Origin of the sequence: Guptibacillus hwajinpoensis (assembly GCF_020171785.1) — a bacterium.
GTDB lineage: Bacteria > Bacillota > Bacilli > Bacillales > Guptibacillaceae > Guptibacillus > Guptibacillus sedimenti.
In genome coordinates this window covers 289,895-311,287 of the sequence record NZ_JAIVAE010000004.1, presented here as the reverse complement: position 1 = coordinate 311,287, position 21,393 = coordinate 289,895, and the positions used below count along the sequence as shown (strand labels likewise).

Sequence of the window (21,393 nt, the reverse complement as noted above, 5' to 3'; positions counted from 1 at the left end):
GGGGGTCAGGCTCACGCCTGACCCCCTCCACCGCGCACCCTTTTCCCACCCAATCATATCTCAAACAATAGTTTACTTCCGACGGCAATAAGAACAATTGAAAGCATCCGTATTTTTAAATCACCTGATAGTTTAGTTGATAAGATTACCCCGATCTTTCCACCAATAATTACCCCAATTCCTCCATATAAGACAATTGTCCAATCGATCGTTTGATTTAGGAGGTGAATTAGAACACCAGCTGTAGAATAAATAGCAAGTGAGAAGATTGATGTGGCAGTTGCTTCATGCGGATTCACTTTGAAGAGATAAACTAATATGGGGACGAGTAACCACCCACCTCCAATTCCAAAATAACTTGATACAATTCCAAGTAAAATGCCCGATAAGACAATTGCTAAATACTTTTTCCTATGAGCGTTAATACGTTGCAGTGTACCTGAGAATTGTTGGTTTACTTCATTTTGATTCTCAATCCCTGCACTAACCCCTTCCGTCACTTCTGAAGTTGCTTCTTTAATCGGGGCTTTTTTGACAAATAGAAACGTTCCAAGACTTATGAGCAGAGCTGCAAAGATAAGATAAAATGCCTGGGGTGAGCTTTGACCGGCTAATTTGATCCCTATAAATGTACCTGGAATTGCGCCGACTGAGAGTGTTAATCCAAGAGAATAATCAACACGCCTTTGCTTCATGTATCCTCCTACGCCAGATAGTGAGTTAATGAAGACCACCGCTAATCCTGTGCCAGCTGCAACATATGGGTCTAGATGAAACAAAATCAATATTGCTGGCACAAAAAGGAACCCTCCCCCCGCTCCTACAATCATGCCATAAGCGCCAGATACCACTCCGATTACCATAATTAGGATGATAGTTACGATCGACATATAGAACATCCTTTTCTCCTTCATTAATGAAGGATAATAAATGATTAATCTCTGATAAAGAATTAGGGTTAAATTTTCCCTTCCATCACTTCATTAAAAGTTGGAACGTAATAGTCAGGAGAAGCAAAATGACTGCCAGGTGTTCCATTCATAAGATTTCCGTCACACTCTTTTAGCAGTATGCCTCGCAATTCTTTCGTAAGATTTGGATATAAACCAGATAACTCATGTTCTTCTGCTGGATCTTCTCCAACGTGATAGAGCAAAATGTTCAATTCTTCCTCATACGTTACCCTCGTTTGATTTAATAGCTTATCAGGAATGACAATGCGAAGCTTCCAACCTTCCTTCGTTACGAGCGCTGGACCATAGCGACATGTAAAGACGACATACTCATGTTCTTTCGCATCTTGCTTTCCTTGTAGAATTGATAGAAACGAAATTCCGTCTTTATTAGAAACTGAACTTTGTGTTAAGTCTGCAATTGTTGAGAGCGTATCATAATTGGCAATTAGTTTGTTTGTAACTGCCCCTTCTTCTACTTGACCAGGCCAACTAACAATAAACGGGATCCGACAGCCACCATCCCAGTTCGTAAATTTCAACCCTGCCATTCCAGCATTACCATTGAAAATATCCCCGCATGTCTTCGTTCGGAATGGCTGATTGATTTCATTTGTTTTATCACCTGCGAGCGTTTGATCTCGAAGGGATCGTCCTTCTTCTTTGTAGTAAGTTTCATGCCCATTGTCAGAGGCAAAAATGATCATCGTTGTTTCAAGTAACCCAAGATCTTCTAATTGCTTTACGATTTTACCAACAGTCTCATCTAACCGTAGTACCATCGAAGCGTATTGCTTCTCATTCTCCGTCAATTCCTCAAGGTGTTGAAGATGCGGATAGACGTCTGGATAGAAAATTGGTCCATGAGGCAATTGACTAGGATGATATAGAAAAAAGGGGACTTTTTTATTCTCATCAATAAATGATTTTATTTTTTCGTCAAATAAATCTTGGGAATAAATTTGTCTACAGCTCATATCAGACGGATCTGTTAACTCAGGGTTTCCACAATGGACATCTGTGTTACCTGGAATTTCAACCATCTCGCCATTTTCGAATAAAAACGGTGGGTAGAAACCGTGACAGCGCATATGATCATAATAACCATAATGATAATCCCACCCATGATCTGAAATGCTCCTAGCTGTTGTCGAAAATCCCCATTCGAGTTTGCCGATTTGCCCTGTTTGATAACCGGCTTTTTGAGCAACATTCCCTAGAAATTCTTCGCCTGCCTGTGCCTCAATTCCAGTATTGTAAAGAAGCTCCTGAAGGTCACTAAAACTCAATTCTCCTATAGATAGTTTTTTATAAATATTACCTGGCGTATAAGTCCAGCTACCCGCATGCGCATCATGAATGCCGCACATTAAGCTAGCTCTTGCCGGTGCGCAAAAAGATGTCCCGTACGCACGAGTAAAACGCATTCCACGTTCTGCAAGTCGATCGATATTGGGTGTTTCGATGATTTTCTGCCCGTAACAAGATAGCATGCCCATCCCAAGATCATCTGCATAAATGTAAACAATGTTCGGTAGTTGTCTAGACATTAAACACTCCACCTTCTACCTTTTCATATTGTTTGATGAATAGTTTGCATTCTTGCATATTTTCTAACTACCACTTCGAATCAATAGGATGATAACGAAACCTTTGAAATGTTGCAGATCCATTACCACTAACATATAATCCAATTCGTAAGCTCCCAAAGCCACCTAGAACATTATGGTGACATCCGGAAACTTCCCAACCAAGATCAACTTTTTGCCACATACCGCCTATTGATCGATAATAAAAACTTAGCTCATCCTGCTCATTAAGGATTCTCATTTCACATGTGTTACTCGTCATCCGGTCTGCTCTTCCTTTAAATGCACTTGTTAATGCCATTGGAAATACTATTTCTCGATTCATACCGAGACCAAAATAGCATGACGAATTGTAATACAAAAGAAGACCCGCTTCAGCAGCTTTGCTAATGGTTACTCTAATAGTTGCCTCATAAGATGTTCCCACCGGCTTACACACAACCACGCTTCCGTCTTGTGGTGAAGATCCGAATCCTTCTATTGTAATGGCACCATCTTCTACTCTGTACTCTACTTTGTGCTGATGATCGTTCACACACTGCCACTGCCATCCAAGCTTCTTTCCATGAAAGTCATCAGAGAGATTCGCTTCAAACCAAGGATTCTTTTCAATTTTAGTATTTTTAGCCGTTACCGTTTTAAACCATCCGTCATCGGTCCATTCAATCGGCTCAATAAGTGTTTGTCTTCCAATGGTACGAGCATTTCTTTCATAAGCATGGTATACTGCCCACCAATCACCATTGAGGTCATCAATCAAAGTCGCGTGGCCTTTGGACCACCACACTTCCTCACTTGACCAAGTTTTTATCACTGGATTATATGGCGAATGCTCCCACGGTCCATCTACGTTTTTTGACCTTGAAGTAACCGCCATATGGCTAGTCGCCGGTCCGGCCGTTCCACCCTCGGCTACTGTTAAATAGTAGTAGTCGTTATAATAAAAAAGTTTGGGTCCTTCGAGACAAAATCCTTCGACACACCATTCCTCAGGATACTTCCAGCCGTCGTATACTTTCCTTGCCTCAGTTTTAACCTGAAGCCCATCTTCCGAGAGTTCCGCCATATAACCATCAGAAAGATACAAGTATCGATTCCCACGTTTGTCGCATAGGTGACCTGGGTCAATGCCGGGAACAGAAAGCGCGACTGGTTTGCTCCATGGCCCTCGAGGATCTCTTGCAGTAATACAATAATTCCCACCAACCTGTGTGTAATAAATATAAAACGTACCATTATGAAAACAAATATCCGGAGCCCAAATATCTCCCTCAGGCTCCTCAAGCGCGTATCCAATGGGTTCCCAGCCCATAAGGTTCGTAGAATGCCATAGTTGAAGAGCTGGACCATTATGCCCACAAGAGTGTGTCATGTAGTAATCTCTTCCAACTCGAACAAGGGAAGGGTCTGGATAATTACCAGGTAAGATCGCATATGGATAGGTGAACCCCTCCACGTTTTCCTCTTCTTCTGATGATAGTTGTTTCAAGGGCGTTTTTTTCATTTATAAATCACTCACTAAATATTCTTTTTGTTGGGGTGCTTTTCTCTGCCCCATTTTCTTTCGGGGTACTTCTTCAATCAATACCTCTCTGTTCTCAATGGAAGCAATTCGTTTGTGCATTCGAAAACGCATTCGTTCGATGACTTCTCTATGCGCCTCTGACTCAATAATATTGGTCAGTTCATATGGATCAGCCTCTAAATCATACAGATAGGATTCAAGATACGTCTCCGCAAACGGCATTTGCGTGTTCTCTTTAGCAACGATTCCATATTTCCAACGTTTCGTTCGAATAGCTCTCCCGTTTTGTGATTCGCTAATCTGCACAAATATATCTTTTGGCCAATCCGTTGCTTCTCGATTAATAAGCGGTAAGATGGACCTCCCTTCCATGGTCGATGGAACTTGAATGCCAGCAGCATCTAAAAGAGTTGGTGGAAGATCAACAAGACTAACAAGCTCGTGAATCTGCCCTCCACCTTTGAAACTAGACCCGGTAAAAACTGTTGGTACTCGAATAGAGCTTTCATGACCTGAACGTTTATATTCTGCATTTCTCGTTTTGAAATGATTTCCATGGTCGGATGTAAATAACACGATTGTGTCATCACTCAAATGAAGGCTTTTTAGAGTATCGTGAATTCTTCCGTACGCCTCATCTAACCGTTTCACCATTCCAAAATAACCACCTAAATGCTGAGGCGCACTACTTCCTTCAAGAGTTAAATCTGGCGGACACCATTTTCCGGTATACTGTTCTCGGTAGCCTTCTGGGGCCGGATAATCATCAATATGATTTTGATGATGAGGCTCAAGATACGATACAAAGAGAAAAAAAGGCTTATCTTGGTGAGTATCAATATATTTCACCGCGGCATCCGTTAAAGCATCTACTCGATACCCAGGTAGCTTCACCGGATCGTTGTGATCATTGAATAACACCGTGTCATACGCGTCCGATGTGAACTCTAGTAATTCAGATGCAAGCCAGTAGTCATATCCACCACGTTTTCCCTCTGGTACATGAGGCTGTACTCCGCTAAGGTGCCACTTGCCTATATAACCTGTGTTATAGCCATCTTCCTGAAAATAATGTGCAAGTGTTTTAGCATCATCTGCTAGTGGAATTCCGTTTGTGTAACAACCAGTGGTAGTAGCGTACTGCCCAGTTTGAAGACAGGACCGAGCTGGACCGCAAACAGGCTGACAAGTGAATGAGTTATAAACATGGGTATGCATTCTTGCCATGCGATCAAGGTTAGGCGTAATCTGAAGCGGATTTCCGTGTGCTTCCATCGTATCCCACCGTTGTTGATCAGTAAAAAAGACAATAACATTAGGTTTTCGATTCATAGTTTTCAAGGGCAATCATCCTTTTTTATAATTTATCTTTCCACTTTCGTTATCGATGTCTTTGACACATCGAAAGCCCATATTTCCAGTTGAACTATCCGGTGTATTCGAGCTTCTTGCTGCAACTCTGTAGCGATTACAATAAGAATGGTGACATAAGTAAGAACCACCACGAATAGACTTTGCCCTACCTGTTGCAGGACCATTAGGATTCGTTATAGCGTCATAACTTGTATGATCAGATGTAAACCAGTCTGAACACCACTCCCATACATTTCCTACAGTATTGTAAAGTCCATATCCGTTTGGCTCATACGCATCAACAGGCGCCGTGCCTTCGTATCCATCTTTTGCTGTATTTTCTAACGGGAAGTTTCCTTGCCAAATATTGCAATTGTATTTGCCTTTATACGTCAATTTATTCCCCCAGGGATATTTCTTCTGTTTCAATCCTCCCCTAGCTGCATATTCCCATTCTGCTTCAGTAGGAAGTCTCTTTCCTGCCCATCTGCAATAATTCTCTGCATCATTCCATGACACGTGTACAACCGGATGATGCATTCGACTATCAATGGAGGAATCTGGACCCTCAGGGTGTTTCCAGTTGGCCCCTTCGATTGGAAACCACCATGGGGTTTGTTTCGGCGTCATCTTCACACGTCTTTTAACGTCAATCGAAAGAAAAAGATGAAAAACAAAAGACCAACCAAATCGTTCTGCTTCCGTTATATATCCAGTCGCTTCTATGAATTCATGAAAGTCAGCATTACTAACGGTATAAATATCAATATAAAACGGGTCAACCCTGACCTCTCTTACTGGTCCTTCTCCATCACAAGGGAAGCCCTCTTGATCTTCAGTACCCATTAGAAAGGAACCACCTTCTAGATAAACCATATTCCTTTCAGCCACTTGTCCACCGACAGATGTTTTTTCAAGGGTAGCCATATTTACCGGTAACTCACCTTCTCTTGAGGGAGTACAGCATGATTTGCGCGTCATTCTCTCACCTTCTTCTAATGAACTCGATAAGTAGCTTTCCTTATGAAAGGGCAAAAAGGAGAATCAGCCCATTCTCCTTTTTGGCATTTTCAACAAAATGGCTATTTCTATTAAGAGTCTTTATACCCAACAGATAGTCTTTCATTTACATTTGTAGCGACCTCCCCTGTTAGAGCTGGCGGCAAATCGTCTTTAGAAGATTTCTTTACAGGTGAGAAGATTTCTTTCGGCTGTGGAATATCCTCCCATGTTCGCCCTTCACCGTTAAATTGAGGTAACCATGGATCAAGAGCTGCGAACATTTCATCAACCATCTCCCACACCTGCTCCGGACTACAAACAGCTGCAGTTAACGGATCATGGAGTATGGCAAGCTTAACGAGTTCTCGGTTCCCAGTAAGAGCTGCTTCCACTGCCATTTCTTGTACACTAATACTGCTACGACAAGTGGCGGCACATTGAAGGGGGAGATCGCCTACATAGCCTGCTGTAATTCCGTTTCGGTCAACATAACAAGGCACTTCAATCGTAGAACCATTTGGTAAGTTTGTCAGAATGCCTTTGTTTTCAATATTAAAGTGTCCTCTGTACGTGCGGCCTGTTTCGATCGCTTCAATAATGTAAGACCCATGCTCATGTGAACGGTCCCCAAGCTTAATGTACTCTTCCTCACCATTCATCCATTTCGGATACATTTCTTTGTATTCACTCGTCTTATTAATACAGTGATTTAAATAACCTGCCGTTCTTCCTCCAATCCATACGTCAGGGTAAACCCATTTCTTATTCATTTCTTCTTTATCTTTCCGATACCATGGCAAGTATTCACTTAAATGTCCGTTTGATTCGGTTGAATAATAACCAAAGCGGCGAAGGACATCGAGACGAACAGGCTCACTTTTTGACAACTCTGAATGCTTCTCAAAAGCCTCAGCGAGATAAGGGAGCATGTCTTTCCCTTTATGTGACACTTGCACATACCACGTTTGGTGATTGATTCCTGCACAAACGTAGTCAACTTCTTCTTCTGGATAACCAAGTGCACGAGCAATTTGTTTATGGCCTCCTTGTACGCCATGACAGAGACCAATGATATTTACTCCACCCGCTCGCCGAACTGCCCATGTGTTCATCGCCATTGGATTGGAATAATTCATAAAAAGAGCATTCGGTGCCGTTTCCCTTATATCTTTCGCGATATCAAGCAGGACAGGAATTGTCCGAAGAGCAAAGAAAACACCTCCTGGTCCAAGCGTGTCTCCCACGCATTGATCCACTCCATACTTCAGCGGAATTTCGACATCGTGTTTAAAGGCTTCCAATCCGCCAACGCGAGCCATGCAGAATACATAATCTGCACCCCTGATTGCTTCACGCTGATTCGTTGTTGCTACGATTTTTGCTGGTAAATTGTTATCTTGAATCATCTTTTCACATAAATTTTGCGTCATTTCTAAGTTATCCTCATTGATATCCATCAGGTGAAACTCTGTATCTCTCAGTTCTTTAACTCCTAAAATGTCCATCATTAAGCGTCTTGTAAATCCAACACTTCCTGCTCCGATCATTGCAACTTTAATCATCTATTCTACCTCCAAAATTTAATAAACTACTTTTCTAACCCTGACTTTACTAGTTATGAAATGATCGCTCCCGCTCCTTCCGAACCCCGACCGTTGGTCCGTAATCTGCCATCGTCGCCGTTGGGTAATGACTAAATATTCTGTCATTTGATCGTGCAGCGTTTTCCCACATATAAGAGAACAGTTGCTTTTTGATTTTTGAGTATGCGGGTTCTTCGATCAAATTCTTCATTTCACCTGGATCTTCCAACAAATCATATAGCTCATCAGTATCGACTGGTGTGTACACTAACTTATATCGATTTGTAATCACCATTCGCTGAGTATAATAGATTTCCACACCATTACATTGTGTAAAAACAGCTTCTTTCCATGCCTCAGGTTCTTCATTCCTAAAAAACGGAACTAAACTAACGCCGCTCATCTTCTCTTTACCAGCTACATTCGCCACTTCTAATAGAGTAGGAGCAAGATCAATCATTGAAACCAACTCGTTTATGTCTCTCCCTGGTTTCTCGATTCCCTCTGGCCAACGGATCACACAGGGTATGCGGTATGTTTCTTCGAATGGACTTGCTCCTTTCAAATATAGTCCGTGTGCACCAAGGCTTTCTCCATGATCAGATAAAAAGAGTACAAGGGTATCGTCTACTTGGTTATTCCTCTCAAGGGTATCTAGTATTTTCCCAAAAAGATCATCTACCATCGTATTGTACGCCCAGTAGTGCATAATTGACTCTTTGACTTCCTCCTCGGTTAATTGATCCCACTGCTTCTTCATTCGTTTGTAATAACCGGGTTTATTCTGAAGCGTATCGCGGTAATTATCTGGGAGATTAATTTCTTTGGCATCATAATGCGCCAAATACTTTTCAGGGACGATAAACGGGTCATGTGGACCAAAGAGACCCACATACATACACCATGGATCATTCGTTTGTTTTAGTTTATCTAGTTGCATAGTTGCTTTTTCAATAACATCAAGATCGGAGTTGTAAGCCCCGTCTCCCGTTCCATACAGCTTATAGTCCTTCCATCCTGGTCGATGGAGGTGCCCTCTTTCTCTTCTAGCGTTTTCTGAAATGTGAGGAACTTCACTCCATTCTTCAATGGAAGTGGACATATAAGCATCTTTTGAAGCAGTGACCTTCAGTTCCTTCCACCCTCGATCAAACGGATTTTCTTCTGAAGAGAGATGCCATTTTCCAGAAAAGTACATGTCATAATTTGCTGCGTTTAAGAGCTCACCTATCGTTGGAATATCTTTCTTTATCCCTTTTGACAAAGCGGCTTCATTGCTGACATTATTGAGTACTCCGTGTTCAGAAGGGTATTTCCCTGTGAAAAAAGACGCACGTGACGGGCAACAGTGGGCCATTGTGGTGTAGGTACGATTAAAGCACAATCCTTCTTTCTTAAACCGACTTAGGTTTGGCGTGTAGCACGGGTGATGATCATGAATCACCCGCTCTTGTTGTTGATCCGTCATAAAGATAAGAACATTCGGACGTTTCTTTCGCAATTTCTTCATCTCCTCCATCATTCATTTGAAGGATGGGCAATTTTCTTTAGAAAAAGAGCTGGTGGAAAAGAATTCCTTACGGAGTAAATTCTTCTTGCACTTCTTCCTGCATTTTCAATAGTCCCGCCTTCTCGAGTTCTTTTGTATACGTATCCCACTCTTGATCAATGTCTGCTTTTCCTGTAATGAAATTCACAAGATATTTGTTAAATACTTCAAGCACATCAGCATTGTGTGCTTGAATGCTTTCCAAACCGTATCCCCATACAGGATTTTGAGCAAAATCAGCAGAATCAAGCTGATTAAAGAAAGTTTTCATTTGTTCCGGATCTGTGTATTGCTTCAAATAGGCTTCTGAATCGTTGTATTTCATATCTACCATCCCCCAAATTGCTCTGTGAACAGATGGATACGGATCGACTCCCCATTTTTCATGTTCAAACGTTTCCTCGGAATATTCTCCTTCAATACCATTCGTAAACATTTCAGAAGCTTCATTTGAAGCAAGGTATTCAATGAAATCAAGCATTCTTGCAGGATCTTCCGCATGCTTGTAAATCGAGACCCCTTCATAGAATTTCCCTGCAGATACGCGAGCGGCTGCTTCTGGACCACTAAAATCGATCGGTAAGAGTCCCACCTCTGCTTCAGGATTAATCTTCACAATATCTTTTTGGATTGATGGTAAATTCCTTGATTGCGTGAGTAATACGCCCGCTCTTCCATTGATAAATTTTGAGAGCTCATCTTTATTCGGCTTATGCGTAAAGAATTCTTTATCTAACAATCCCTCTTCATAAAGGGAGTGGAGATATTTAAATGCTTCCTTCATTCCTGGCTCTGTATAAGTACTTACATATTCTCCGTCTTTCTCCACCCATTCCCATCCACCTGTGAAGCCAGCAAAAATATGATTGAACCACCACGGGGCAGGAACGGTTAACCCAAAGTTTCCTTTATCATCAGGATCTTCTTCCACAAATTCTTTGAGCACATCGTGTAACTCTTCTGTATTTGTGGGCATTTCTAATCCAAGCTCATCTAACCAATCTTGTCTTATAATAATGATGTGATCATAATAGCCCTGAAGTCTTGGGACCGTATAGAAATTCCCATCTTCTGCTTTAAACATATCTGCTTCAGGATCTTTAATTCGACTTGCTATGTTCGGATATCGATCTGGATTTTCTTCAATCATCTTACTAATATTTAACAATTGATCCTCTGCGGCAAGATCATAATACAAGTCTCTAGCAAGGTCTGTATTCGTGCTTGTTTGAAGAATGTCAGGAATATCACCCGCTGCAATCATTGCATTTAATTTTTCAAACACTTCACTTCCAATCGGACTAGGAACGTTTACAAAATCAAAGTCCATATTAAATTTATCTTCAAGAAAACTGACGATTTTGCTATCCTCTACCAGGCTTTCATTACCGTTACCTAAAAACTTGTGGACAACGCGTACATCGAGTTCTTGATCAGGATCCGTTTCCTTAATCCCTTCTCCAGAAGTGCCTTGATTTGAGCAACCAGCAATTAATAGAATGGAAAATACGATAATTAACGAACGTTTGAAATATAGTACGACTTGGCTCTTCACTATTTTCATCCCCCTTATTAAAATGTGAATTTAGTAGCCTATCCTTTCACCGATCCAATTAACACTCCTTTCACGAAGAAGCGTTGTAAGAATGGGTAAACCGCTAATATTGGAAGAGTTGCGACGATAATGGAGGCATATTTCAACTGTTCAGGTAGCATCGCAGCACCGCCCTCCCCAATTGTTGGTTCCGACATAGTTGGATCAGTACTCTGAAGCATGCGATAAAGTACCGCTTGTAATGTCACTTTATTCTCATCATTGATAAAGAAGATTGCCGTAAAAAGCTCGTTCCATCGATCAACTGCGTAGAAAAGTCCAATTGTTGCCATAATTGGTAGTGAAATTGGAATGATAATGCGAAATAATATCCCTATCTCATTACATCCGTCGATTTTAGCCGATTCTTCCAGTTCTTTTGGAAGTTGTTCAAAACTTGTTTTCATAATAATCATATAGTACGTGTTGATTAAAGTCGGTAGAATGTATACCCAGAGACTATCAATCAATCCATAATTGCTTAACGTTACGTACATTGGAATCAATCCGCTGTTAAAGAGCATTGTGAAAATCGCAAGTGAGAACCAGAAGTTACGTGCAGGCAGTTCTTTTTTGGTAAACACATAGGCAGCAAGAGTGGTAAACAGAAGATTTAGGATGGTCCCGCCCACTGTGACAATAACGTTAATTTTCAATGCATTGGGAATTGAACTAGATGAAAAGATTTGTTTATACGCCTCAAAGGTAATATTCTCTGGATACAAAAGTATGACTTTACTCGATAGCTCTGTAAAAGGAATAATTGATCCTACAAACACATACCAGAATGGATAAAAAGTAACAAACCCAAACACCGTAAACAAAATGACATTAAATACCTTAAACCCTCTTGAAGGTTCAAAAAAGGATTTTTTCATGGTACTCCTCCTTTCTAGAAAATACCGTAACCGCTTACTTTTTTAAAGAACTTATCTGCAGCAAGGATCAGTGTTAAACCAATCACAGACTTGAATAGCCCTACTACAGTAGCGTAGCTATATTCCCCCTGTAACAATCCTTTTCTGTAAGCATACGTGTCAATAATATCCCCCGTCTCCATAACAGCTGTGTTATACATAACAAATACTTGATCAAAGCCTGCATTCAAAAACTGAGCGAGGTTCAAAATGAACAAAACAACAATTGTAGGCATAATACCAGGTAAGGTAATGTGGAGGGTCTGTTTGAAACGGTTTGCCCCATCGACAATAGCGGCTTCATACAGTTCGTGACTGATACCTGTGATCGCTGCAATGTAAATGATCGTTCCCCACCCGGCATTTTTCCAAATGTCTGATGATACAAGAATGCTTCTGAAGAAGCTTGGTTCTGCTAGAAAGTTAATTCGTTCCCAACCAAAATAAACGATGATTTGGTTAAAGACTCCATTGTAGACAGATAAGAAACTAAAGACTAAACCAGCGACAACGACCCATGAAACAAAGTGCGGCAAATAGATAATGGTTTGAACGGCCTTTTTGAACCTTATGCTCGTTAATTCATTTAACAGGATTGCAAGTATAATCGGTACTGGAAAAGAAAAAAGAATTTTGTATGTACTAATAAGTACAGTGTTCGTCACAACTCTCCAAAAATTGGCATCTGTGAAAACCTCATTAAAATATTTGAAACCTGCCCAAGGACTTGCCGTGATCCCTTTAAATACACTAAAATCTTTAAAAGCCAATAACACTCCGTACATTGGTACATAATGAAAAAGAACGTAATATGTCATTACAACACTTAACATGAGATAAAGATATTTGTGCTTCTGGAACGTTTTCATGATCGTTGACCCTGTACGAATTTTATATTGAATTTCTTCTTTCGAACTTAGCGAAAGATTTTTCACCTTCTATCCCTCCTTTTTTCTAAATTTTCTAACTAATATTAGTATAAAGCGCTTTCAAAATAGTAGACAGAGGCTTTCATTAGAGAATAAGGGGGGTATAATTGGTTAAGCCTCTTCCAAAAAACAAAAAAACTCTGATAAGAAGATGTTAGCTCCTTATCAGAGTTTTTTTGGTAGAATCGGTCCACCTTTTAATAGTGAATTGAAAAAGCAAAACCTAGGCTTCTTTCTCTTTGCTCGTTCTTTTGATTAATAATGGTATTTTCATTGTAACTGTCGTGCCCTCATTCGGTACGCTTTCAATTTCTAGTCCATAATCTTCACCAAAATATAACTTCATCCGATTATCAACGTTTTTCAAACCGATCCCACGTGCATGCCCACCATGCAATAAGTAACTTTGGATTTCCTCCAATTTTTGTTTATCCATCCCTTCACCATTATCTTTTATAATGAACACCATATGGCCTTCAATGATTTCTCCAATGATCAAAAGCTTTCCTTCTTCGTCATTCATTTCTAACCCATGATGGATGGCATTCTCAACTAAAGGTTGTAAGGTGAGCTTCAATATGTCATAACGATATAAGTCCTCATCTATTTTCAATTCAACTTTGAGGGTATCCTGGTATCTCATTTGTAGGATTTCTAAATAGGCTTTAACATGCTCGATTTCTTCCTCAACGCTTACGATGATATTACCTCGATAAACGCCTTTACGAAATAAACGGCCTAATGAATCCAACATACGGGATGCTCGCTCATTTTGATTCAGTTTTATCATAAAATTAATAGACGTAAAAGTATTGTAAAGAAAATGGGGATTAATCTGTGAATGAAATGCAATCAGCTCTGCTTCTTTCTTTTTCCGCTCCATTTCTTGCTTACTAATTTCTAGCTCATTTTGTGTGATTTTTGCTTTGTATACTTCGTTTACAAGCGTATTGATCCGGTTCATCATATGATTAAAACTATTAATCAATGCGTCGACTTCATTTGTTACTGTTTTTAAAGGATACCTTATTTCTAAATCACCAAGTTCAACCTCTGCCATCACTGTTTGCAACCTGTCTATCGGTTGAATAATTTTGCGCGAAAGGATGAAGGATAGGAATGAGACCACAATAATGACCAGTAATATCATACCTAGATTCCCAATAAGGATGTAATACGTGTCTTTCTCAATTTCATCTCTTGGCAAATTAAAGACTAGCTTCAACTCTTCAAATGAAGGAATAGTTTTGTAAATGGTGTAATTCTTATTGTCTTCTACCTTAAGCGTTGACCCCATCCCTTCTAATAAGCGACCCACTTCACCTTCTTCTAAGGAACCACCAATAAGTCGAGCATCAAGATGTGATATGATTGTTCCTTGATTATTTATGAGCAGCGCTCCGCTTTTGTCTCCCCATTTCAACTTTTGGAATAGAATTTTTAAGGCTTGCTCTGATAATCCAACTTCAATGTAGCCCGCTTCCCTCACGAATAAAGCTTTGTTATCCTGGATGGATTCATCCAAAACGGCACTAAATCCACTTGGAATGAGATACCTTACCTTTCGAATAAACGGATAGTCAAGAGACTGATTCATGTCTTGCTTGTTCAAGATCCAGCTAGTTTCTCTCCCTTCAGGTAACGGTAAATACTCTTCTTTCTTACTATCAGCTTGATCAAATATGAGTGTTTCGGTTGAATAAAGCAATGCTCCCTTTGGATCGTATAAATTAATGTAAGAAATACTGTCTTCAAAAAGCATCTGCTTCGTTATGTACTCAGATAATTGCCTCCTGTCTGATTCAATCGATTCACCTATCCGCTCATGATAAAACATATTCTGAACGCCATCATAAAGTGCAAGGGAGTAACTCGTTTGTTCGATATTTGAGACAAGAAAAGAAATGTTATTAGCTGCCATTTCAACCGCTTCTTCAGACGAATTGTATACCTTTTCCTCGATGATTTGGAGTGCGAGAAAATAGAGAACAACAGAAAGGATCATAGCAGGTAAGATGGAATGAACACTGTAGAATAGAATTAATTTTGTTTGTAAATGAATTTTACGACCATTCTTTTTTTTTATCATTTCACCTGAATCGAACGAGTCTTTCTGATCCAATTCATACTTTAGCATCACGAAAGGGTTCACAAAGCGTTTAGAGAACCTTATTGATAGTAGAAAGAAGAAAACGCCAATGACACATGCTGTAATCCAAATATTCATTTTATTTCCATTTACTTCATGTAATAATTCTTCCTTACTAATCGTATGAAGGAAAACCCACGGAAGAATTTTAGACTTGTAATAAGTCAAATAAGAACGCTCTCTTTCAAAGCTACCGCGAGTTAATGAAAATTGACTCACACTGAGTTCGGGTTGTTTCCCAGTAGATGACCAGAGCAATGTGTTGTTCTCTTCTTGAATAATGGAATAGTCCCCCTGTTTGTATCGAGGTGAGAGGATGGTCGGGTCGATGATCCATATAATATAAAGCTCTTTTTTGCCCACTACCGTTTTCATTGCAATCATTAGTTCATCTTCTAACGCTTGATTACTGAATGCACGTTTCTTAAATTTGCTGTTTAGAATAAGGGGCTCATCTGGGAGTTTTGCTAACTCTGTTAGAAGATCTTCATGGCTAGAATTGAAGTATAGTTCATCTGAAGAAGCACCAGAAAAGTATATGTTTTCTTCCGTTAAGACCACACTACTTTTAAATTCTTTATTTAGATGAAGAAAATTTTGTTTTTCATAATTCACTTGTGTAATGATTTCTCTTACTACGTTCGGGTCCTCAGTATCATTAAGCGTTTGATAGATCGCGCTAATTCGCTGAGAAAGATTTTGCGCCTTATTTAACGATTGGGTTACGGTGTACTCGAATGTATCTGCCATTGTACTAAGCGTATTTTCATTTGTTTCGTACGTTTTTTCAATCATAATCTTGTTTGTTATGTAATAGGAAGCGCCTCCTACTACCCCCATGGCCAATACCATTAAACAAAATGACGAAATGATCAATTTCATACGAATCGAAGAGGTTGACATTCTCATATACATTCCCGTCTTTCCTAAATTAGTGAAAATGAATCTCTAAGATTTTTGTGCGAAAGTACCTGGATGATGCTCTTTATACTTTCTAAACATTTTTCTAAAATGCTTCATATCGTCATAGCCAATTGCATGTGCCGCATCCTGTACTTTATGCCCATTTCGAATCAAATCTGCAGCAATTTCAATTTTCTTCTCTACTACATAATCAGTAAATGTTTTGTTCATTTTCCTTTTAAAAAGAACGCTTAAATAAGAAGTGTTGAGATACATATGTTCCGATACTTCCTTTAGGGTAATTTTCTCTGTGATGTGCTGATCAATGTATCGAATTATTCTATGCATTTGCTTTGTCGCGTCATCAAATGAGTGCTTCTCCGTTTCTTCCATAATTTGTTTGATCAGCTTTCTCATCCATATTTCTAAATCATTGCTTGTTTCATAGTAACGCAATTGGAGCAATTCACTTTTCAGTTTTTCAATTTCCTTATCGTAACCATACGTATCTTGAATTCGCTGAATCAATAAATAAAGAAATTCTAGAACCATATGTTGAAGTGCACTTACATGACATTCCTCTTTCCACACTTCAAACCAACTTTCGAGTTCTTGATAACCTTTTTGTTGACTTCCATGTTCAAACGCATCAAGTATTTGTTCTTCAATCTTTTTGATACGCATCATTAACTCTGAATTTCTTAACTTTGCTTTCTCATATACTTCAACTGCGGATAAATGTGTGCCTAAATCAATATTGATCGTCACGTGTTTCGCTTCTTTATATGAAGTATAAAGTCCTTCCAGGCCTTTATAAATTGACCCTACTCCTATGAGAAAAGAACTAAGCTGTTGATTTTTTTCTTTTTCCACTTTCCGAATGATTTCTTCCATATTGGAAGTGAAATCCTTTGAAATGAGTTCATTACTACTTCCATAGTGAACGATCACCAGTTCATTTTCACGCATTCGAATGGTAAACAGATTTCCATTCGAAAGAGAACGAGCTGTTTCTTCTAATAAACTCATTTCTCTCGCTACATGACTCGCTCGTCCTTGTTTCTCAAGGAGATAGTAGTTTCTCATTCGAACCACTCCTGCTTGAAAATTGACTTTATTCCAATGCTTTTTTTCTTCTTCATAATGTATAGTGGAAGATTGGTATCCGAGTAGCAATTGTCTAATTTGATCATAAAGAACAAGATTATCTTTCTCTCTTTCTCTTTGACGATGTTTCTTTTTCTCTTCGCAGACTTCAGCCACTTTTTTAATCATTCGCTCTAAATCATGGGAAAGGTTTAATTTCAATATATATCCTTTTGCTCCAAGGTTAAGACCGTTTTTCGCATACTCGAAATCATCGTATCCACTAAGCAACACCACCTCAGTATCAGGTTCAACTTCTTTGATAGCTGCTAACATTTCTAACCCATTCATCTTGGGCATTCGTATATCTGTTAGAACAATATCTGGTTTTGTTTGTTTTACAAGCTCCAATCCATCCGCTCCATTACTTGCTGTTCCGATGACTTTCACTCCCCACTCTTGCCAGGGCATTGCATTCTTCAATCCTTCTCTAATAATATATTCATCCTCTACAATGACGAGTGTAACCATGAGAGAGACCCCCCAATCATTTAAAAAAGTCCTAAAACTACTTCATCTCTTCCAATTTCATAAACGTAGTATTGGAGATATACATCAAAACCAGTGCGACTAGACTAATACTAAAGAATGGAATTAAACCAGGAAAAAAAACCAATAACGAACCTACACCAGTCATGCCCAATCCCATCAATAACGTCCTCAGCGGATAAATGACCGAAATAAACAGAGATTGTTTTAAATATTGCAAAAATTTAAGATCGTAATGAACGTATACTGGAAAAAAATAAAGCAAGACAATTGCATACACGCACAATAAAATAATCGAAAATGAAAGCATGATAAAACTCTCTTCTGCACGGAAAAACCTCACATCTACATATAAAACATAACCCATTACCATAAAGAAGAGACCAAATAAATTGCCGCGAATAAATTCTAGCTTATAAACACTCCAGAAACTGTTAAACAAACTCCCTGATGACTCTCTCTTTATCCACTTTCGTGCTACTGAGAACAAAGCGATCGTAGCGGGAAATAGACCAAATACCCCAAATCCAATGATGAAAAAGAATATCCACAGGATGTTCAACATGGCTAACTTCATGACGCATTCCGTTAGTTGATATATCATTCCATCCCCTAATTTAATCCTCATCATATCCCTCTCACTTTCTTTTAGTTTATCATGATTGAAAGCTAATTCCTTCTTCTACTCCTCTTTAATTTTAAAGCGCTTACATTATTGTGTTTAAGGGGGTTTAATTAGGTAGTTTAGGGGGGATTGAATGGTTTTTCACATTTTCTTAAAGCCTAAAAGTCCGCCTGAGGCGGACTTTTAGGCTTTATTGTTTGTTGAGGGGGTCAGGCTCGAGCCTGACCCCCTATCCTTCCTCTCTCTTCTTTTACAAATGATACAAAACTTCCGTCAATAGAATAATGGTCAATGCTTGCCCATAAGCCATCGGAGCAATGAGGATATGCTTGTAATCTTCCTTTCTTTTACCAATAGGTGTTCCACCAGAAACTTCAAGTACAGTGCCATCCTCTGTGATTCTTTCCATAATGGCTTTAGTAGCTTCAAGACAGGGCTCAAGATATTCTTTGCTTAAAAGCCCCATCCTGATCCCTTTCAGAATGCCTGCTGTAATACCAGCTGAACCAGACACCTCCGTATAGCTAGTTGGATCATCAAGAAGGGTATGCCATAAACCATTAGGAGATTGTCTTGTGATTAATGAATCGACTTGATTGGTAAAAGTATTTATTAGAAAGTTCTTTGTTCCTTCGTCTAAGTACCGCTCCATAATAGTAAGATATTCAGGAACAGCAATAGTAAACCAACTATTCCCCCTGCACCAAAGCGCTTCACTAAAGTTATGTCGTTCATTAAAGCACCATCCGTGGTAAAAGAGATCCGAATTGGTATGATGAAGATATTTAATATGGGTAAGCAATTGATAAAGTGATTCATCGCGCCACTTTTTCTCATCATGTTTCACACCCATTTTCGCACTAAACAATACTGCCATGAAAATTGTATCGAGCCAAATTTGACCTTCATGGAGTTTTACTTCATGCTTATGATTACCTGTTGTCACATGTTGAAAAGCATTCCCCTTTGTTCGCGGCAATTCATGCATTATCCAATGCATCCATTCTTTTGAGAGTGATTCATTTTCATCCATATCCATTAATGTTAATAGCGGTGCAGTTGTATTAATGTTTTTACATGGGAGTTCCATAGAATGCTGTTTTTCTACCCATGCTTCCATATAACTTTCATACTGTTTATTATTATGATAATGCTGCAATTTATTGAGTCCAAACAACCCTACCCCTTGCGGCCAATCCCACTCTCCCATGCCAAAATCTCTTGCATAATAGCCCATGGATTCTCCTTGTTTCCCAAGTCCTCTTAATGCTTCTTCGTTCTCAGGACGTTTCAAGTCCAATAATTGGGCTGTTACCATCTCCAGCTTCGTTTCCACCATTGTTTTCACACTATATCCTCCAATTTGAATCCTTCGATTAATCTTTCATTCCTGAAGTAGCACCTGTATCCATAATGTATCTTTGGAAAACGATGAATAATAGTATCATTGGAATAATGGAAATTACCGAAGCTGATAGAAGAAGAACCCAGTTTATATTATCTGCTCCAACAATACTTCTTAGCGCAACTTGGACGGTGTACTTGTTTGGATCACTAAGAACAATTAACGGCCATACATAATCATTCCAGCGCCACTGAAATGAGAAAATCGCTAGCGTAATTGTAATGGGTTTCGCAATAGGCATCATCAACTTAAAGAAAATCCGACCTTCTCCAGCGCCATCGATTCGAGCTGACTCTAACAAATCGTCAGGAACCGTTAAAAAGTACTGGCGGAACATAAAGATTCCTGTTGCTGTATTGATAGAAGGTATAATTAATCCGGCTAAGCTATCATAAAGTCCCAAATACTGGATAACCATAAACGTTGGATTCATGATCACTTCAGTTGGTAGCATCGTTGTCGCTAGAATACAAATAAAGAAAACGCTAAGCCATTTATAATTATATTTCGCTAGGGCAAATCCGCACGTCGCACTTGCAATTATTGTTAAAACCGTGGTTACTACTGTCACAATCAGGGTATTGATAAAGTACTTAATAAATTCCATCGTTGACCAAGCATAACCATAGTTCTCAAGTGTGGGTGTATCAGGAAAAATACTAAGTGGATAGGAGAAAAGTTCACTCCCAGGTTTAATTGAACTTAATAATAGCCATGCAATTGGAAAAAGATACATTAAAGCAAGCACGTACATAGCCGTTGTTAACAATCCTGTAGATACTCGATCATTTAATTTATTCATTAGATTCTACCTCGTTTCTCAAAGCGGAGCTGTATAAGAGCGAAGATTAATAGAATGATAAATAAAATCATCGATACGGCACTTGCATATCCGACTCTCATCTGGTCAAATCCGGTTTGGTAGATATACTGAACAATAAACGTGTTATCTGTACCAGGGCCCCCATTCGTTAGTGCTTGAACAAGTGGGAACTCTTTCATAAGATGGAAAACGGCTAGCAAGATTACCATAAACGATGTCCCTCTAATAGAAGGAAGCGTAATGTACCAAAATTTATGCCACCCATTAGCGCCATCTAACTCTGCTGCCTCATAATAAGATTTTGGAATATTAATAAGAGCTGCAATGAAAATCAGCATATTAAATGCCGTATTCGCCCACGTTGTCGCGAATAGAACAACCATGAAGGCAAGATCACCATTAGAAGACCACGGTATTGGGTCACCACCAATGATACTAATTAAATAGTTAATAAATCCGAAACTTTCACCAAACATCCATCTCCAGATGACCCCTGTGACAATGGGGGAAATAAGCCATGGAAGGAAGAAAATTGTCTTGGTTACGGCTTTTCCTTTTGTATAGTTGCTCACAAGAAGGACAGAGATTCCAAGTGAAGCAATATAGATCATTGGAACCCCTAGAGCCGTATAAAGGAAGGTACGCGACATGGCTTTATAGAAGCTTGAATCTTGAAATAATTCAATGTAATTCTGAAAGCCAATGAAGTTCGCTTCCACTCCAGTGTAATCTGTAAAAGAATAATAAATTCCCAGAACACCAGGCCAAGCAAAAAACAATAGAAATAGTACCACATTAGCTAAGATAAATAGAAAGGCCCATCCTTTTTTTCGGTCTTTGATTCTCCCATTCATAGCCA

At 39.3% G+C, this 21,393-nt stretch carries 16 protein-coding genes; all 16 read right to left on the bottom strand.

The window, feature by feature from the left end:
• Window positions 1-53 precede the first annotated feature (53 nt).
• The 16 genes from LCL91_RS08730 to LCL91_RS08655 all read right to left on the bottom strand — a co-directional run bounded on the left by LCL91_RS08730 (window position 54) and on the right by LCL91_RS08655 (window position 21,388).
• Window positions 54-890 carry a sulfite exporter TauE/SafE family protein gene (locus LCL91_RS08730; RefSeq protein ID WP_224881732.1) on the bottom strand — a complete coding sequence of 279 codons (837 nt, stop codon included), beginning with the start codon at window positions 888-890 and terminating at the stop codon, window positions 54-56.
• Between the two features lie 68 nt (window positions 891-958).
• Complete coding sequence (locus LCL91_RS08725) at window positions 959-2,503, bottom strand: sulfatase-like hydrolase/transferase (RefSeq protein ID WP_224881729.1); 1,545 nt, start codon at window positions 2,501-2,503, stop codon at window positions 959-961.
• Between the two features lie 67 nt (window positions 2,504-2,570).
• Window positions 2,571-4,046, bottom strand: a complete 1,476-nt coding sequence (locus tag LCL91_RS08720; protein WP_224881726.1) for a family 43 glycosylhydrolase — start codon at window positions 4,044-4,046, stop codon at window positions 2,571-2,573.
• Window positions 4,047-5,399 (bottom strand): sulfatase-like hydrolase/transferase, encoded by a 1,353-nt coding sequence (locus LCL91_RS08715; protein WP_224881751.1) that lies wholly within the window; start codon window positions 5,397-5,399, stop codon window positions 4,047-4,049.
• A 15-nt stretch (window positions 5,400-5,414) separates the two neighbouring features.
• Window positions 5,415-6,401, bottom strand: coding sequence for a formylglycine-generating enzyme family protein (locus LCL91_RS08710; protein WP_425589669.1), 987 nt, complete (start codon window positions 6,399-6,401; stop codon window positions 5,415-5,417).
• Between the two features lie 110 nt (window positions 6,402-6,511).
• Complete coding sequence (locus LCL91_RS08705; RefSeq protein ID WP_224881723.1) at window positions 6,512-7,984, bottom strand: alpha-glucosidase/alpha-galactosidase; 1,473 nt, start codon at window positions 7,982-7,984, stop codon at window positions 6,512-6,514.
• Window positions 7,985-8,033: 49 nt separating this feature from the next.
• Window positions 8,034-9,506 carry a sulfatase-like hydrolase/transferase gene (locus LCL91_RS08700; protein ID WP_224881722.1) on the bottom strand — a complete coding sequence of 491 codons (1,473 nt, stop codon included), beginning with the start codon at window positions 9,504-9,506 and terminating at the stop codon, window positions 8,034-8,036.
• Window positions 9,507-9,582: 76 nt separating this feature from the next.
• Complete coding sequence (locus LCL91_RS08695; protein WP_224881721.1) at window positions 9,583-11,109, bottom strand: extracellular solute-binding protein; 1,527 nt, start codon at window positions 11,107-11,109, stop codon at window positions 9,583-9,585.
• A gap of 38 nt (window positions 11,110-11,147) precedes the next feature.
• Window positions 11,148-12,026, bottom strand: coding sequence for a carbohydrate ABC transporter permease (locus LCL91_RS08690; RefSeq protein ID WP_224881720.1), 879 nt, complete (start codon window positions 12,024-12,026; stop codon window positions 11,148-11,150).
• A 14-nt stretch (window positions 12,027-12,040) separates the two neighbouring features.
• Window positions 12,041-13,000: an ABC transporter permease gene (locus LCL91_RS08685; RefSeq protein WP_224881719.1), complete on the bottom strand. Its 960-nt coding sequence runs from the start codon at window positions 12,998-13,000 to the stop codon at window positions 12,041-12,043.
• Between the two features lie 217 nt (window positions 13,001-13,217).
• Complete coding sequence (locus LCL91_RS08680; RefSeq protein ID WP_224881718.1) at window positions 13,218-16,058, bottom strand: sensor histidine kinase; 2,841 nt, start codon at window positions 16,056-16,058, stop codon at window positions 13,218-13,220.
• A 33-nt stretch (window positions 16,059-16,091) separates the two neighbouring features.
• The gene (locus LCL91_RS08675; protein ID WP_224881717.1) at window positions 16,092-17,663 is read right to left on the bottom strand and encodes a response regulator; all 1,572 of its coding nucleotides are present in this window, start codon (window positions 17,661-17,663) and stop codon (window positions 16,092-16,094) included.
• A 37-nt stretch (window positions 17,664-17,700) separates the two neighbouring features.
• Entirely contained in the window at window positions 17,701-18,309 is a 609-nt protein-coding gene (locus LCL91_RS08670) for a YesL family protein (protein ID WP_224881716.1), read from the bottom strand.
• Between the two features lie 247 nt (window positions 18,310-18,556).
• Window positions 18,557-19,645 (bottom strand): glycoside hydrolase family 88/105 protein, encoded by a 1,089-nt coding sequence (locus LCL91_RS08665; protein ID WP_224881749.1) that lies wholly within the window; start codon window positions 19,643-19,645, stop codon window positions 18,557-18,559.
• Between the two features lie 37 nt (window positions 19,646-19,682).
• On the bottom strand, window positions 19,683-20,513 hold the full coding sequence (locus LCL91_RS08660) for a carbohydrate ABC transporter permease (RefSeq protein WP_224881714.1): 831 nt from the start codon (window positions 20,511-20,513) through the stop codon (window positions 19,683-19,685).
• The gene (locus tag LCL91_RS08655; RefSeq protein ID WP_224881712.1) at window positions 20,513-21,388 is read right to left on the bottom strand and encodes a carbohydrate ABC transporter permease; all 876 of its coding nucleotides are present in this window, start codon (window positions 21,386-21,388) and stop codon (window positions 20,513-20,515) included. Before LCL91_RS08655 ends, LCL91_RS08660 begins: the two co-directional genes overlap by 1 nt.
• Window positions 21,389-21,393 lie beyond the last annotated feature (5 nt).

What these genes read in the sequence shown, in the direction of transcription:
- LCL91_RS08730 (WP_224881732.1), bottom strand. Translation starts at nt 890, where the DNA reads ATGTCGATCGTAACTATCATCCTAATTATGGTAATCGGAGTGGTATCT.
- LCL91_RS08725 (WP_224881729.1), bottom strand. Translation starts at nt 2,503, where the DNA reads ATGTCTAGACAACTACCGAACATTGTTTACATTTATGCAGATGATCTT.
- LCL91_RS08720 (WP_224881726.1), bottom strand. Translation starts at nt 4,046, where the DNA reads ATGAAAAAAACGCCCTTGAAACAACTATCATCAGAAGAAGAGGAAAAC.
- LCL91_RS08715 (WP_224881751.1), bottom strand. Translation starts at nt 5,399, where the DNA reads ATGAATCGAAAACCTAATGTTATTGTCTTTTTTACTGATCAACAACGG.
- LCL91_RS08710 (WP_425589669.1), bottom strand. Translation starts at nt 6,401, where the DNA reads ATGACGCGCAAATCATGCTGTACTCCCTCAAGAGAAGGTGAGTTACCG.
- LCL91_RS08705 (WP_224881723.1), bottom strand. Translation starts at nt 7,984, where the DNA reads ATGATTAAAGTTGCAATGATCGGAGCAGGAAGTGTTGGATTTACAAGA.
- LCL91_RS08690 (WP_224881720.1), bottom strand. Translation starts at nt 12,026, where the DNA reads ATGAAAAAATCCTTTTTTGAACCTTCAAGAGGGTTTAAGGTATTTAAT.
- LCL91_RS08680 (WP_224881718.1), bottom strand. Translation starts at nt 16,058, where the DNA reads ATGTATATGAGAATGTCAACCTCTTCGATTCGTATGAAATTGATCATT.
- LCL91_RS08675 (WP_224881717.1), bottom strand. Translation starts at nt 17,663, where the DNA reads ATGGTTACACTCGTCATTGTAGAGGATGAATATATTATTAGAGAAGGA.
- LCL91_RS08670 (WP_224881716.1), bottom strand. Translation starts at nt 18,309, where the DNA reads ATGAGGATTAAATTAGGGGATGGAATGATATATCAACTAACGGAATGC.
- LCL91_RS08665 (WP_224881749.1), bottom strand. Translation starts at nt 19,645, where the DNA reads ATGGTGGAAACGAAGCTGGAGATGGTAACAGCCCAATTATTGGACTTG.
- LCL91_RS08660 (WP_224881714.1), bottom strand. Translation starts at nt 20,513, where the DNA reads ATGAATAAATTAAATGATCGAGTATCTACAGGATTGTTAACAACGGCT.
- LCL91_RS08655 (WP_224881712.1), bottom strand. Translation starts at nt 21,388, where the DNA reads ATGAATGGGAGAATCAAAGACCGAAAAAAAGGATGGGCCTTTCTATTT.